This is a genomic window from Collinsella sp. HCP3S3_E5, from assembly GCF_052067635.1.
GTDB lineage: Bacteria > Actinomycetota > Coriobacteriia > Coriobacteriales > Coriobacteriaceae > Collinsella.
The window spans coordinates 1-15,090 of sequence record NZ_JBQHQF010000002.1 but is presented as its reverse complement, the minus strand read 5'-3'; the positions used below and the strand labels follow the sequence as shown (position 1 = coordinate 15,090).

Annotated in this window: 13 protein-coding genes; all 13 read right to left on the bottom strand. The window is 58.6% G+C overall.

What is annotated here, in order from left to right; translation table 11 throughout:
* Positions 1–8: 8 nt before the first annotated feature.
* On the bottom strand, positions 9–1,028 hold the full coding sequence (mraY, locus tag ACTM82_RS00805) for a phospho-N-acetylmuramoyl-pentapeptide-transferase (protein WP_154515238.1): 1,020 nt from the start codon (positions 1,026–1,028) through the stop codon (positions 9–11).
* A gap of 3 nt (positions 1,029–1,031) precedes the next feature.
* On the bottom strand, positions 1,032–2,456 hold the full coding sequence (locus tag ACTM82_RS00800) for a UDP-N-acetylmuramoyl-tripeptide--D-alanyl-D-alanine ligase (protein WP_427719184.1): 1,425 nt from the start codon (positions 2,454–2,456) through the stop codon (positions 1,032–1,034).
* A gap of 124 nt (positions 2,457–2,580) precedes the next feature.
* A complete protein-coding gene (locus ACTM82_RS00795; protein ID WP_441053970.1) occupies positions 2,581–4,203 on the bottom strand; it encodes a peptidoglycan D,D-transpeptidase FtsI family protein in 1,623 nt (540 codons plus the stop codon).
* Between the two features lie 260 nt (positions 4,204–4,463).
* Positions 4,464–4,934: a hypothetical protein gene (locus ACTM82_RS00790; RefSeq protein ID WP_427719178.1), complete on the bottom strand. Its 471-nt coding sequence runs from the start codon at positions 4,932–4,934 to the stop codon at positions 4,464–4,466.
* 90 nt (positions 4,935–5,024) lie between these two features.
* On the bottom strand, positions 5,025–5,990 hold the full coding sequence (rsmH, locus tag ACTM82_RS00785; RefSeq protein ID WP_154515233.1) for a 16S rRNA (cytosine(1402)-N(4))-methyltransferase RsmH: 966 nt from the start codon (positions 5,988–5,990) through the stop codon (positions 5,025–5,027).
* A gap of 20 nt (positions 5,991–6,010) precedes the next feature.
* Entirely contained in the window at positions 6,011–6,445 is a 435-nt protein-coding gene (locus ACTM82_RS00780; protein ID WP_035137949.1) for a division/cell wall cluster transcriptional repressor MraZ, read from the bottom strand.
* 463 nt (positions 6,446–6,908) lie between these two features.
* Entirely contained in the window at positions 6,909–7,850 is a 942-nt protein-coding gene (locus ACTM82_RS00775; protein ID WP_441053972.1) for a site-specific tyrosine recombinase, read from the bottom strand.
* 2 nt (positions 7,851–7,852) lie between these two features.
* Positions 7,853–9,514, bottom strand: a complete 1,662-nt coding sequence (locus tag ACTM82_RS00770) for a CTP synthase (protein ID WP_427727635.1) — start codon at positions 9,512–9,514, stop codon at positions 7,853–7,855.
* 180 nt (positions 9,515–9,694) lie between these two features.
* Positions 9,695–10,078: a hypothetical protein gene (locus ACTM82_RS00765; RefSeq protein WP_441053974.1), complete on the bottom strand. Its 384-nt coding sequence runs from the start codon at positions 10,076–10,078 to the stop codon at positions 9,695–9,697.
* A gap of 193 nt (positions 10,079–10,271) precedes the next feature.
* On the bottom strand, positions 10,272–11,753 hold the full coding sequence (locus ACTM82_RS00760; protein WP_154515227.1) for a DUF1846 domain-containing protein: 1,482 nt from the start codon (positions 11,751–11,753) through the stop codon (positions 10,272–10,274).
* Positions 11,754–12,253: 500 nt separating this feature from the next.
* A complete protein-coding gene (locus ACTM82_RS00755; protein ID WP_370450555.1) occupies positions 12,254–13,741 on the bottom strand; it encodes a YfcC family protein in 1,488 nt (495 codons plus the stop codon).
* A gap of 138 nt (positions 13,742–13,879) precedes the next feature.
* A complete protein-coding gene (argF, locus tag ACTM82_RS00750) occupies positions 13,880–14,875 on the bottom strand; it encodes an ornithine carbamoyltransferase (protein WP_154515223.1) in 996 nt (331 codons plus the stop codon).
* A gap of 105 nt (positions 14,876–14,980) precedes the next feature.
* Positions 14,981–15,090, bottom strand: a 110-nt coding sequence (locus ACTM82_RS00745; RefSeq protein WP_148332920.1) for an arginine deiminase family protein, incomplete at its 5' end; no start/stop codon positions are given.

The window sequence follows — 15,090 nt, the reverse complement described above, 5'->3', positions numbered from 1 at the left end:
AAAAACCACTATCCCAACTGGAAAAACAGGGCAAGGCCCAGAGCGCCAAAAGCGGCAGCGACAATCCAAAAACGGATGACGACCTTAGTCTCGGCCCATCCCTTCTTCTCGAAATGATGATGAATGGGCGCCATAAGGAAGACGCGCTTATGCGTAAAGTGGAAGTAGACGACCTGAATCATGACCGACAGGGTCTCGACGATAAACAGGCCGCCGATGATGAGCGAGACGACCTCGGTGTTGGTCATAATGGACGTGCAGGCAAAGGCTGCACCCAAGGCAAGAGAGCCGGTATCACCCATAAAGATGCTCGCCGGATAGCAGTTGAACCAAAGGAAGCCCAGGCAAGCACCAGCACATGCGGTACAGAAGATAGACAGGTTTACGTCACCGTGCAAAAACGCCATGGCAGCCATGGCAAGCATGGCAATCATGGAGGTGCCACCGGCAAGGCCGTCCAGGCCATCGGTCAGGTTCACGGCATTAGAAAGACCGGCGATCATCAGCCAGCAAAAGACGATATAGAGCCACGGAAAGGTAAGGCCACCAATGGTGGTCGAGAAGATACCGAGGTCAATCGTCAGACCGCCGGGAAAACGAATCTCGGGGGCAACGCCGCACCAGCTGACGGCAAGCACAGTAAACGTGACGCAGATGATGGTGAGACCGATCATCTTGGCGTGGGGCGTCAGGCCGAGCGAACGACCGTGCGTGACAGATGTCAAATCGTCGATAAGGCCCAGAACGCCGGTTGCAAGCGTGGCAAGCAGCACGAGCACAAGCTCGGTGGTGAGCTTGCCCATCAAAAGGCACGTCAGCGAAACGGCTACGAGAATGACAACGCCGCCCATGGTGGGCGTGCCCTGCTTAATCAGGTGGCGTTTGGGTCCATCGGCGCGGACCTGCTGGCCGATACCCTCGACCTTAAGAAGCTTGATCCACCACGGCATGAGCAGCAGCGCAATGGCGGCGGCGATGCCAAGTCCCAAAAAGGCCTGGTATGTAGGATACGCGGGGTTCCCGAACATGGGCTAGCACACACCTTCCACAAAGCGGTCGAGCTCGACAAAGCGAGAGCCCTTGACCAGCACAACATCATGTTTCTCAAGTGCGCCGGCCATACGGTCGAGCACCTGCTGATAATCGGAGAACACCTGGATGCGGTCCTCATCCATGCCCATCATGCGCGCGGCTTCGGCCATACGAGCGGCCAGCTCACCGCCCACGCACGCCAGCATATCGAGCTTCTTAGCCGCGGCATAGGCGCCCACCAGCTCATGCATGCGGGGGGCCTCGTCGCCCATTTCGCCCATCTCGCCCAGAATCGCCATTCGAGAGCCAGAACACGAAAGCGAGCACAGCAGGTCAAGGCCAGCAGCCATGGATTCGGCGCTGGCGTTATACGAGTCGTCGATAATGCGGGCACCGCTCTTGGCGTGTTTGATCTCCTGACGATGACCGGTAATCGCGATACCCCTAAAGGCAGCATCGATCTGCTCGGGGGTCACACCCAAACGATAGGCAACTGCGGCGGCCTTAACGGCATTGGGAACGGACTGGACGCCGGGAATGGCGAGCATGGTGTCAACGGACTCACCCATACCAAAGTCAAGCGTAAAGACCGGGCGGCCCTCATCATCAATGTGAATGCCGCGGGCGCAAACCTCATCAACATCCGAAACACCCGCCAGCATCACATCGATACCCGCGGGCTCGGCAAACGTCTCACGAATGAACGGGGTGAAGTCGTCTTCGCCGCCCAAAACCAGCAACGGGAGAAGGTCGTCAGCGGCACACATGCCCCCAACAATCTCGGACTTAGCGCGGGCGATATTCTCGCGACTTCCCAGGATTCCAATATGAGAGGTGCCGATCTTGGTCACGATGGCAAGGTTGGGATTGGCGGACCGAGAAAGGCGCTCGATCTCGTGAAAATGGTTCATACCCATCTCGAGAACCAGCACCTCGGTGTCGGCAGGAGCGGCCAAAACCGTGAGCGGCATACCGATCAGATTGTTGAAATTACCCTTGGTGGCCCAAACGCGATAGCGCTTGGCAAGCACTGCCGCAAGGACATCCTTGGTCGTCGTCTTACCGATAGAGCCGGTAATGCCAACCACGAGGCAGCCAAGCTGCGTGCGATAGGCATGTGCCAGGCGCAGCAAAAATTCCTCGGGATCATCGGTGTGTAGGATGGCGCAGCCCTTACGCTGAGCCAGCGATACAAGCTCGGCGTTGGGCTCGCGCGTCATCACAACAGCGCCGGCGCCCGATTCGATGGCGCGGGAAGCAAAATCGTTGCCGTCGACTTTTTCACCCGGAAAGGCAACAAAAATCGTGCCTTCCTCAACCTGGCGCGAGTCGATAACGCACCCACGGCATACCCGATCGGCTTCTCCCGTCACGGTCCGGGCCCCTGTTGCGGCCGCGAGGTTGTTGACGGCGATCTCTATCATTGCAGCTCCCCTGTAAACCTAATAATGCTATCGGCGTATTGTATCCCAGCGCCGCGCATGCGTGGTGCAGGGCATGTGAACACCCTCCAGATTAATCGACAGCCCTTTTCAGGATTGTAACCCCCTACTTGGTGCGTGGGATACCCAACACATCGAGCGCGTTAGCCATAATGACCTGGAACGGCACGGCGGCGGCATCCGAACCGCTCGGCGTTCCGTCGAGCGTGATATAGCACAAAACCTTGGGCGCTTGCGCCGGGGCAAACCCCATAAAGGACGACATATAGCTCGCTTTGAGGTAGCCGCCCTTTTCATCGGCGCGCTCGGCCGTACCGGTCTTACCCGCCACGTCGTAACCGTCGACGGCGCCCCCGACACCCGTGCCCTCGGAAACGACCGTCTGCATGCACGATATCACCTGGGCGGCGGCGTCCTCAGAAATCGCCTGCTCGCCCTCGCCCCAGTCCTTCTCCTCGCCTTTGCTGGATTTATAAAAGTGCGGCGTCATCATCACGCCGTCGTTGGCAATGCCACCCACGGCGCGCGCAATCTCGATCGGCGAGACAGACAGCGCTTGGCCAAAACTCATCGAGCCCAACGTGGCGCCGTCATACTGGTCACGCTCCTTGACAATGCCAAGGCTCTCGCCGGGAAAATCGATGCCCGAACTGTGTCCAACGCCCCATTTGTCCACGTACGCGGCAAAATCGTCCGCGCCGATCTTATGCCCGACCAATACAAAGCCAACATTGGATGAGCGGCGCATCATCTCGCGCACACCCATGGTCATGGCGTAGTCACGCTTATCGGCATCGGTGACGGTATCGTCGCCGACCTTAATGCTCGCCGGCACCTCAAACGACGTACTCGAGCGCACGACGCCCAAGTCGAAACCCGCACCTGCAACGAGCGTCTTAAAGACCGAACCGGGTTCATACGCATCGGTGACCAAGCGCAAGTTCATATCCTCGGTCTTGGCGTTCTCCAAATTGGTCGGGTCGTAGGTCGGATACGAACAGGCGGCCAGAATCTCGCCGGTAGTAGGGTCTGTCACCAAAGCCGAACCGTTCTTGGCTTTGGTCTTCTCGACCGCCTCCGCCAGAGCGTCCTCTGCTGCACGCTGGATATTGACATCCAGCGTCGTCACGATGTCAACGCCATCGATGGCGGCGACTTTTTTATAGGCGCCACCCGCAATATAGCTATCGTCCCTCGCACGCTCTCGTACCAGCGTGCCGTTTCTTCCGGTCAGCAATTTGTCATATTGCTTTTCAAGTCCCGTTAGGCCCACGTTGTCAACGTTCACCACGCCTAGAACCTGCGAAGCCAGATTGCCGTATGGATACACCCGCTTCATCGCCTGCTCAAAGAGCACGCCGGGCAGATTTTTCTTCTTCAATGCCGCGGCATCGTCCTCGTCCACCTGGCGCTTGATATACACCCAGGTGCCGTCGGACTGAACCAGCTTGCGGCAAGTCTTCTTATCGATTCCAGTCGCCTTAACCAAGGCCGATACCGTTTTGTCGACATCCTCGATCAGCTGTGGATTCACGGCGACATTGCTGCACTCGACCGACGACGTCAGCACGTTGCCGTTTCGGTCGTAGATCGTGCCGCGTTTGGCGTAAAGCGTCTCCGCAAGCAGGCGTCGAGCATCGGCGCGCCCGCGCAACTCATCGGCATTTACAATCTGGTAGTCGGCAAGGCGGATGGCGCCCGCAGCCAGGCCCAAACCGATACAACCCATGACGACATTACGGCGAGGCAATGGCGTCCCCGTAAGCCATTCGGTCGAAGATCGTCTATTCGATCTGCTATTGCGTACTTGAGGGTCATCCGAGCCGCGAAGGCGCGACGTTGGGTCGTTGCCACGATTCGACCCCAAGTTGTAAGATGACCGACCCGATCCTTGATAACCAGAACGTCCCCGCGAAGAGGGACGTCCCTGCCCGCGACTCCCATCTGGACCGCGGCGATAATCATTTGTCATACTCAGCTACCGTCTTATTACTGGACAGCCGCAGCCGAGCTAGCGCCCGCGGCTGCATCCTGCGAAAAATCAAGTGTAACGCTCTCACTGGGCTCCACCATGCCATAAGCGCCCGCAAGATCGCGAATGCGCGTATCGGCACCATAAACAGAGTGCATGACCTCAAGGTCAGAGCTCTCATCGGTCGCCTTCTCGAGCGTGTTGGTAAGCTCGGCGTTGCTGTTGAGCACCTGGGCCGTAACGCTTGCAAGCGCTACGCGGGCGACGCCAATCGTCATGAAGATAGCCGCAATGATGCAAAACGTTTTAAGAACGCTCATGAAAACCGGGCTTACCGCCTGGTTTGCCTGACGGCCCGCGCCCGTGTAGACATCAAAGCGCGGTGTGCGCTGCTCACGGGGAGCAGCGGGCGCCTGCGGTGCCTCGCGGTAGGCGGGCATGGCGTTCATATCATAGGCGAGTGCTGCGTTTGAGGTATTGTAGCCCATGATATGCCGCCTCCCATCCCGAGTACGTTGGTAGTGTGTTTAAGCTTCGTTTATGGTGCGAGCGGGAGGTCCAATATCGCGCGCGTAACGCTACAAGCGCTCCGCCACGCGGATTTTGGCTGATCTCGCCCGAGGGTTGCGCGCAACCTCATCGGGTTGGGCAACCAAGGGTTTGCGGGTGATGACCTTGAGTATCGGCACGTTGCCGCACACGCACACCGGAATCTCCGGCGGACACGTGCACCCCTGGCTCATCTCCTTAAAGTGATTCTTTACGATACGGTCCTCGAGCGAGTGATACGAGATGACGCAGATGCGTCCGCCCGGGTTGAGCCACCTGGTGGCGGCGTCAAGTCCTCTCTCGAGCACATCGAGTTCATGATTGACCTCGATGCGAATGGCCTGGAAACTTTTCTTGGCCGGGTGTCCGCCATGCCGACGAGCGGCAGCCGGAATGCCAGCCTTGATGATCTCGACAAACTGACCGGTGGTTTCAATCGGTTCGGACTCGCGTCGACGCACGATCTCGCGTGCGATCTGCGAGGCGAACTTCTCTTCGCCATAGACGCGTAGAATCCGGGCGAGGTCGTGTTCGTTATAGGTGTTGATGACCTCAGCTGCGTTTAGGGTGTTGTTACCCGGATCCATCCGCATGTCCAATGGGGCATCTTCGTTATACGAAAAGCCCCTGCCAGGGATATCGAGTTGCGGTGACGAAACGCCCAAATCGAACAGGAAGCCATCGACCCCGGGCACCTCGGCCGAGCAAAGCAGCTCGTCCAAGTCGCCAAAGTTGCCCTTCAGCAGCTGATGCGGGACGCCGGGGACCTCGCGGTCCAGACGGGCACCAGCGGCCTCGAGGGCCATGTCGTCCTGATCGACGCCAAGCAAAAGACCCGTCTCCCCCACCTGCGCGGCCATCTTTACCGAATGACCGGCACCGCCAAGGGTGCAATCGCAGACGACAGATCCGCTCTTTAGCTGCAGCGACTCAAGCACTTCGCCGAGCATGACAGGTTCATGCCGATATTCTTGTGTCAAGATCCCACGCTCCATCCGTTACTCATGCCTTGCCCTTACGAGAAGAAGAGGTCCAGCAGAGCCTCATCGTCATCGTCCTCATCGGCCGTAGCACGGTCCCAAACCTCGAGGTGGTCGTAGTTGCCCACAACCGTGACCTCGCGGTCGAGGTTCGCCTGCTTGCGGAGAGACTCAGAAAGACCGATACGACCGGCGCTGTCCACATCCATCGAGGTGGTGCGCTTGTTGATCGCCCTCATGAGTTTCTGGTCGTTGATGTCACGCGGGTTAAAACCCTCGTGGCCCTCACGACCCGCGAAGAGTCCTTCGACCCACTTATCGAAGGCCTCGGCAGAGAACACGTACAGAGCATCGACATCCAGGGCTTTGAACACGCGAACATGCTCTCCAAGCTCCTCGCGAAGGGGTGCAGGCAGGGACAGACGACCTTTTGCATCGAGATTGCGCTCGTATGCACCCGTCATTCCCATGTGCGCCCTCCCCTCGGTTACTCAGATGGCACGTACGCGGGGAACCACCCCGCCTGTCGACGTCATTAATAATATGGGGAACTGCCCCATTTTTCAACATCCTTCCCCACACCTTCCCCCACAACACCCCACCACTCCACCCTCTATATGCTGTAAAACACCCTCGTTCATATGTTCGAAAACACAATATGTTGTGTTTACAGCAAAGCCGAGATGCCATCTGTAGCAGCCCGGCTTTCAACCTCAACCTTCAAGTTGACCTTGAGGCGAATTTTGTGTCCCTTTACGCGCCGTTCACATCGCCCCCCAAACTTCCCCACCAACGTCACGCGCGACCCACCGGCGCATCGGCGCAAGACAAAAGATGGGGCGGACCCCAGATTGCCGATACGCGCACAAAACCGCGTCACGACAACCTGGGGTCCGTCCCCCATTAGTTGTAAATATGCAGGTCAAAGAGTCGCTAGCGATGCGCCAACGGATGAGCCGCCAGGTAGACCTCGGTCAGCTGCGTGCGGTCGACATGCGTGTAGACCTGTGTGGTCGAAATGTCGGCATGTCCCAAAATCTCCTGTAGCACGCGCAGGTCGGCACCGCCCGCAAGCATATGGGTCGCAAAGGAGTGACGCAAGGTATGAGGATGAAGCCCCACCAGTCCCACCTGACGCCCGTATCGCTCGCATATGGCGTGAACACTCTGACGCGACAGGCGACCACCGTTCTTATTTAAAAAGACTGCCGGCGTCTTTGACCCGCGGGCATGAGCGGCCAGGCGCCGACGCCCATCAGCAATATAATGAGCCATAGCCCGTGCGGCACTTCCCACGAGTGGGGCAAGCCGCTCCTTCGAGCCCTTGCCGCGCACCAGCACAAAGCCGTCGTCAAAATGGACGTCGCCCACATCGAGCCCCACCAACTCGCTCACGCGCAGGCCACATCCATAGAGCACTTCCAAAATGGCATGGTCCCGCAAACCCATCTCCCCTTCCGGGAAATCTTGGTCGAGGAGCGCCGAGACATCCCCTACCGAGAGACACTCCGGAAGGCGCTCCGCCTTTTTGGGCAGGCGCAGTGCAGCCGTCGGGTTTTGGGCGACGATTCCATCGCGAACCAAAAAGGCATGCAAACCTTTCACGGCCGCAACTGCACGCTCCACCGAGGCATCGGAGTAGCCCCCGTCGCGCCGATCACCGACAAAACCCTCTAATATCTGACGGTTCACGCCTTCAAAGGACTCAACACCGGCCCGCTCCAGGTAGGAACAGTAAGTCGTCAAGTCACGACGATATGCCGCGATCGTATTGCGCGCCAAGCCTCGCTCGACCGCAAGGTAATCAAGATACTCCCCCGTCACCGTATCGAGCAACGAGGGAGTATCTTCGGTATGTCTTTCGTTCGCTGACACCCTTAGTCCGTCGCGAGGTTCATGGGCGTCACCTGCAGGCGATCGACACCCTCGTGCTGGCCAATCGAGGCGCGCACGAACTCGCGGAACAGAGGCTGCGGCTTGGTCGGACGGCTCTTAAACTCGGGGTGGGCCTGGGTGGCCACATACCACGGATGCACGTCACGCGGCAGCTCGACCATCTCGACCAGACGCTCGTCAGGCGAAAGACCCGAGATAACCAAACCCGCGTCCTCGAGCTGGTCGCGGAAGGCATTGTTGAACTCAAAGCGATGACGGTGGCGCTCATAGACAAGCTCCTCGCCATAGGCCTCGCGCGCAAGGGTATCGGCAGCGAGCTTGCACGGATAGGCGCCCAGGCGCATGGTGCCGCCCTTCTCGGTCACGTCCTCCTGCGAGCTCATCAGGTCAATTACGCTAAACGGACCGTCCGGATCGAACTCGGAGGAGCTAGCGCCGGCAAGGCCGACCACGTTGCGGGCAAACTCGCACACGGCGACCTGCATGCCCAGACAAATGCCCAGATACGGGATCTTATGCTCGCGAGCAAACTCGGCAGCAAGAATCTTGCCCTCCAGGGCACGCTTGCCAAAGCCGCCGGGCACCAAAATGCCCGATGCGTCGCCCAGCACCTCGGAGACGTTCTGCTCGTCGAGGCTCTCGCCGTCGACCAGCTGCACGTCCACATGACGATCATAGAAAACGCCTGCATGATGCAGGGCCTCGATAACCGACAGGTAGGCATCGGGGAGCTGGGTGTACTTGCCCACAACGGCGATCTTGACCTTGTCGGTATGGTGGTTGGCATGATTCTGTTTGCGCAGGAACTCGTTCCACTCGCTCATGTCGCGCTCGCGCGGGTCCAAGCCCAGGCGCTCGCAAATGCGCAGGTCAAAGTCCTGCTCGGCGAGCAGCTGCGGCACGTCGTAAATACTCGCGCAATCTTCGTTGGTAAAGACGCAGTCGGTATCGACGTCGCAGAAGCTTGCGATCTTGCCACGGATGGCATCGTCGATGTGGTGATCAGAACGCAGCACAATGATGTCGGGCTGAATGCCAAAGCTGCGAAGCTCCTTGACCGAATGCTGCGTGGGCTTGGTCTTGACCTCATGCGCGGCGGCGATATAGGGGACGAGCGACACGTGGATGTAGCAGACGTTCTCGGGACCGGCCTCTTTACGGTACTGGCGGATGGCCTCCACGAACGGCTGCGACTCGATATCGCCAATCGTGCCGCCCAGCTCGGTGATGACCACGTCGGAACCGGTCTGCTCCTCGATGCGGCGGAACTTATCCTTAATGGCGTTGGTGACGTGCGGAATCACCTGAACGGTGCCGCCTAAAAAGTCACCGCGACGCTCACGGGCAATCAGGCTCTTGTAGATAGCGCCGGTCGTAAAGTTGGAATCACGGGTAAGATTCTCGTCAATAAAGCGCTCATAATGGCCCAGGTCCAGGTCGGACTCGTAGCCATCCTCGGTCACGAAGACCTCACCATGCTGAAACGGGCTCATGGTGCCGGGGTCGACGTTCAGATACGGGTCGGCCTTCTGCATCGTCACCTTGTAGCCGCGTGACTTGAGCAGACGGCCCAACGAGGCCGCGGTGATGCCCTTACCCAAGGACGAAACTACGCCGCCGGTTACAAACACATGCTTGGTCATATTGAATTACCTGCGCTTCCCGTAGAAGTTTTCCATTCACATCTTACGGGTCTTCATTGTAATACTCGAAAAGCAAGCCGCTCGCTATTTTTCACCCGCATGCCCGCATTTCTCCATCTCGAAACAAAACACCGCCCAAGTAGCTTTGGGCGGTGCAGGCTCGTCGAAGCTGCCGTGTTGTTACCGATCGGCAGTCTCATCCTTCAACATATCTTGAACAAGCATGCCGGCACGAACACCCTTAAGGTACCACTCGCCTCGCCCGGTCAGGCATATGCCGTTTGCAAGCTGGCCGCCATCATCGTCATAACGAGAAACGACCTCGATAAGGCCATCAGAATCCAAACGGTCGATTGCAGCGCGGGCACGATACGGCGAAACCCCTACGCACTCGGAGAGTGTCTTGCGCGAGAAACCGTACGGCGCACCGTTTCCCTTAGATTGCCGAGCGATCTCCATCAGCACCAGCACCTCGACACGCTTCATATCGTTGACACTCGCACGACCCTTGCCCGCCATGGCAGCCTCCTCAAACCGAGCACGAGCATCAAAAGCACCGCGCATGACCGGCGCATCCCTCGATGGCCGGCAACATCCATCATGGGTAGCCCCGCAAAGGATGTATCCACTGAGGTAATTGTATACCGCGCAAATCGCTTTTGGGCAGGTAAACGGCCTAAATTTCGGCAAATATAGCCCTAAAACCCCCTAAGCGCCGCATCGGGTGCGTACTCCGATACGGCGTCTCATCTCAATCTTAGCGATGGAAGAAGCCGCGGCGCTCAAACTTGGGCTCACAGCACACGTTAATGCCCAGCTTGCGCAGCACCGTCTCGTCCGTAGGCGAGATAATCACGCTAAAGAAGGCGTCGCAGCCGCGCAGCTGCTCAAGACCCGAAAGAACACGAGTAGCCGTCTCGCTCGTGGCCGAGGTGATAGAGAGCGCCATGAGCGTCTCGTCGGTGTGGAGACGCGGGTTTTTGCTGCCAAGGAAATGCGTCTTGAGCTTGCTGATAGGCTCAATCGCCTCATCGCTGATGACCTCGAGCTCAAGATCGACGCCCGAAACATGCTTAAGCGCGTTCATGATGAGCGAGCTCGCGGCACCCAGACGCGTTGAGGTCTTTCCGGTCACTACCGAACCGTCCGGCATCACCATGGCACCCACGGGACCGCCCGTCAGTTGCTCCCTGGTGAGAGCAGCCGAGCGTGCCGGCGAATAGTTCTTGTCGATGCCGGCTTTTTTCATAATGAGTTTGAGACGGTCGACCTGCTCATCGCCCACGCCAGTACGGCGCACGCTTTCAACCGCGGCAAAATAGCGGCGCACGATCTCCATCTTGGAGGCATCTCGGCATGCATCGTCATCGGTAATGGCAAAACCGACCATATTGACGCCCATGTCCGTGGGGCTCTGATAGGGGCTCTCGCCCAAGATCTTTTCCATGAGGGCGCGAACAACCGGGAACGCCTCAACGTCTCGGTTGTAGTTGACCGTGGTCTTGTTATATGCCTCAAGGTGGAACGAGTCGATGATGTTGGCGTCATCGAGGTCTGCCGTGGCAGCCTCATAGGCAATGTTCACCGGATGCGTGAGGGGGAGATTCCAGACCGGGAAGGTCTCAAACTTGGCATAGCCGGCAGCGGTGCCATGCTTGTGCTCGTGATACAGCTGCGACAGGCAGGTGGCGAGCTTACCCGAGCCAGGGCCGGGCGCCGTCACGACAACGAGCGGACGCGTGGTCTCGACAAACTCGTTCTTGCCGTAGCCTTCATCAGAAACGATCAGGTCGACATCGTGCGGATAGCCCTCGATGGGATAGTGCAGCTTGGCGGGAATGCCGAGCGCGTTTAGACGATTGCGGAAGACGTCGGCAGCGGGCTGACCGGCATACTGCGTGATAACCACAGCGGCAACGGCAAATCCGTTCCCGCGGAACAGATCGACCAGACGCAGGACGTCCTCGTCATAGGTAATGCCCAAGTCGCCACGGGCTTTGTTCTTCTCGATATGGTTCGCATTGATTGCGATGATGACCTCGACGTCGTCGGCAATGCTCTTGAGCATGCGGAACTTGCTGTCCGGTTCAAAACCCGGCAGCACGCGGCTCGCATGATAGTCATCGAACAGCTTGCCGCCAAACTCCAAATACAGCTTGCCGCCAAACTGCGAGATGCGCTCCTTAATGTGAGCAGCCTGCAGCTCGATATACTTCGCGTTGTCGAAACCCTGGCGCATGTATGGCTCCCGTCCCGTTTCCATTTAATGTCCTAGGCGATTATAGCGGAGCAGACCCTCCCCAACCGACGAGGCCGGGGCAGCTAATTTGGGACGGGGCTTTTTTGACTACCCTTTATGTGGGGGTAGTCAAAAAAGCCCCGTCCCAAATTAGCTGCCCCAAACGCACTTCCCCTGCACCAACAATGGCAACATCGCAGGTTGAGCATAAGTCAGCGAGCGCCGTCCAGAACGTACGAGTTGGCATGAAAAAGGCAAGGCATAGACCTTTTGGTCATGTCTTGCCTTTTGAATGACAAATTGTCGTTCTAGGCGGCGCGCAGCGTCAACTGGTTGCGCGGTTCGTAGAACCGCGCAACATAAGAGCGCCCCCTCCCGCGCACGGAACGGGAGGGGGCTAAAGGTAGGAGTCTACCGGTGGGTTGACCCCACCGGACAGACGATGACCAAGTGATCCTCTACAGGATCGTCAAGGTTTCCGTGGGGCACCCGTTGGGTACTTAGATCAACACGCAGGCGACGGTCAGGATGATGGCGCAGACGACGGAGAGAACGACGATGAGCTTAAGGGCAAACTTGAGCCAGGTCGTCCACTCGATCTTGGCCAGGGCGAGACCGCCCATGATGGCACCGGAGGTCGGGGTGAACAGGTTCACGACACCGATGGCGGCGGAGAAGATCATGACCATGACCTCGGGCGAGAAGCCGAGCTTAACAGCCAGCGGTCCCATGATGGGCATGGAGACGGTAGCCATACCAGAGGTCGACGGGATCAGGAAGGACAGGCCGAAGTAGACCAGGAAGCTCATAGGAGCGAAGATCACGCCGGACAGACCAGCCAGGGCACTGGCGGCAGCGTCGAGGACGTAGACGTCGAGACCGGTGTTGGCCATGAGGACGGAGATGCCACGGGCGAGGGCGATGACGAGAACAACGGACATCATGTCGGCAGCGCCGGTGATGAAGGTGTTAACGATCTGCTTCTCGGACAGGCCACCGATGATACCGATCAGGATAGCCATGAGGAAGAACCAGGTGGAAGCCTCGTCGAAGTACCACTGGCCAATGGGCAGGCCGGTGATCAGGGCAGACCAGCCCTGGACGACGGTGTTACCGTCGGCATCGTAGACAGCGCCAGCGTCAAAGAAGTTGGCAACGCCCTCGTTGAGGTCGGCCAGCGGAATGAAGCCGACGATCATGACGACGAAGGTGAAGGCAAAGGCGATCAGAACACCCTTCTGACGACCGGTGAGCTTGACCTCCTTGTTAACCTCGGAAGCAGCCTTGCCGTGAGCCTCTTCGGCGTCCTTGAGCTCCTGCATCGAAAGGATGGTGGAACCCTTGTCAGCCTTGACCTTCTTGGCATAGCCCATGACGAAGAAGATGGAAATGGCCGTGGTAACAATCCACAGGACGGCACCGAGGCCGATGATGATGGACTGGTTGACCTCAATGCCAACGCCGGTCAGAGCGTCGACGGCAGCGCCGACGGCGAACGGGTTAACCGTGGAGCCCAGGCAGCCGCAGCCAGCGCCGAGCAGGACGGTAGCAGCGCCGACCATGGGGTCGAAGCCGGCAGCCATCATGGTAGCGGCGAGCAGGGCGTAGAAGGGAACGGTCTCCTCGCACATACCATAGGTGGTACCACCGAGGGAGAAGATGAGCATAAGGACAGGAACGAGCATGATCTCGTTGCCCTTAAGCTTCTGCACCAGAACGGCAATGCCGTTGTCCAGGGCGCCGGTCTCGGTCATCATACCGAGGAAGCCGCCCAAGATCATAACGAAGAGGCAGACGGGCAGAGCGTCAGCGAAGCCCAGAATCGGGGCGGTGCAGAAATCGCTCAGGCGGGCTGCAGTAACAGCGCCGCCGGACGTGCCGGAGACGATAACGGTAATCACTGCAACAATTGCCAGCAGAGCTAGAAGAATGGTGAACGATGAAGGCATACCGCGCTTTTTCTTAGCGGTCTCAGTCATAGTTCTCATCCCCCCTTCATAAATCATTTAACTTTCTCGCGCGAAGCGGATCTTCCGTGCCGTGCCCACCGCCCGACGCAAGATATTTACCAGACAAACCGCTCGGGGTGTGCAGCAATACACCCCGAGCGAAATGCTTAAAGGCTCTTACTTGAGCGTTGCGTACATGACAGCCTTGATGGTGTGCATGCGGTTCTCGGCCTCGTCGAAAACCTTGGAAGCGGGGCTCTCGAAGACCTCGTCGGTGACCTCCTGCTCGGTAATGCCGAACTGCTCGCACTTCTCGGCGCCAATCGTGGTGTTGGTGTCGTGGAAGCTGGGCAGGCAGTGCAGGAAGATGGCACCCGGGTTGGCCATAGCCATGACCTCGGAGGTGACACGATACGGGGTGAGCTGAGCGATGCGCTCGGCCCAGACCTCGTCAGGCTCGCCCATGGAGACCCACACGTCGGTGTAGATAACGTCGGCACCGGTGACGCCGTCCTTGACGTCGGTGGTCAGCTTGATGGTGCAGTCGTTAGCCTCGGCGATGGGCTTGCAGGCCTCGATGACGTCGTCAGCGGGCATGCACTCCTCGGGGCCACAGGCCACGAAATTCATGCCGAGCTTGGAGCAGACAACCATGAGGGAGCGAGCAACGTTGTTCTTGCAGTCGCCCATGAAGACGAGGGTCTTGCCCTTGATGTCGTAGTTGAAGTTCTCCTGGACGGTCAGGATGTCGGCGAGCATCTGGGTGGGATGCCACTCAGTGGTCAGGCCGTTCCACACGGGCACGCCGGACTTAGCGGCGAGCTCCTCGACGTCGTCCTGGGCAAAACCACGGAACTCGATGCCGTCATACATGCGGCCGAGAACGCGGGCGGTGTCCTCGATGGACTCCTTCTTGCCCATCTGCGACGAACCCGGATCGAGGTAGGTGACGCCCATGCCCAGATCCATGCCGCCGACCTCGAAGGCGCAGCGGGTACGAGTGGAGGTCTTCTGGAAGAGCAGAACGATGTTCTTGCCCTCGAGATAGCGATGCGGAACGCCAGCGCGCTTCATGTCCTTGAAGTTCTTGGAGAGCTTGAGCAGGTACTCAATCTCCTCGGTGGTGAGGTCGAGGAGCTTGAGGAAGCTACGGCCGGAGAGGTTAACACCCATGGTTCGTTTCCTTTCGAAAAAATAAATTACGCAAGTATTAGTGTTGCCCGTTTGACGGGCGAAACCGGTGCGGTTGTAGGGGGACCGCACCGGAAACGGAAAGACTTAGAGGTCCTCGCGCCAGAAGGGCATGCTCATGCAGCGCGGGCCGCCACGGCCGCGGGAGAGCTCGGCGGAGGGCACGACGAGAAGGTCCAGGCCCTCCTTGTACAGCA

Excerpts from the sequence above, each read along its gene's own strand:
- mraY (WP_154515238.1), bottom strand. The coding sequence starts at position 1,028 with ATGTTCGGGAACCCCGCGTATCCTACATACCAGGCCTTTTTGGGACTT.
- ACTM82_RS00800 (WP_427719184.1), bottom strand. The coding sequence starts at position 2,456 with ATGATAGAGATCGCCGTCAACAACCTCGCGGCCGCAACAGGGGCCCGG.
- ACTM82_RS00795 (WP_441053970.1), bottom strand. The coding sequence starts at position 4,203 with ATGGGTTGTATCGGTTTGGGCCTGGCTGCGGGCGCCATCCGCCTTGCC.
- ACTM82_RS00790 (WP_427719178.1), bottom strand. The coding sequence starts at position 4,934 with ATGGGCTACAATACCTCAAACGCAGCACTCGCCTATGATATGAACGCC.
- rsmH (WP_154515233.1), bottom strand. The coding sequence starts at position 5,990 with ATGGAGCGTGGGATCTTGACACAAGAATATCGGCATGAACCTGTCATG.
- ACTM82_RS00780 (WP_035137949.1), bottom strand. The coding sequence starts at position 6,445 with ATGGGAATGACGGGTGCATACGAGCGCAATCTCGATGCAAAAGGTCGT.
- ACTM82_RS00770 (WP_427727635.1), bottom strand. The coding sequence starts at position 9,514 with ATGACCAAGCATGTGTTTGTAACCGGCGGCGTAGTTTCGTCCTTGGGT.
- ACTM82_RS00765 (WP_441053974.1), bottom strand. The coding sequence starts at position 10,078 with ATGCGCGGTGCTTTTGATGCTCGTGCTCGGTTTGAGGAGGCTGCCATG.
- ACTM82_RS00760 (WP_154515227.1), bottom strand. The coding sequence starts at position 11,753 with ATGCGCCAGGGTTTCGACAACGCGAAGTATATCGAGCTGCAGGCTGCT.
- ACTM82_RS00755 (WP_370450555.1), bottom strand. The coding sequence starts at position 13,741 with ATGAGAACTATGACTGAGACCGCTAAGAAAAAGCGCGGTATGCCTTCA.
- argF (WP_154515223.1), bottom strand. The coding sequence starts at position 14,875 with ATGGGTGTTAACCTCTCCGGCCGTAGCTTCCTCAAGCTCCTCGACCTC.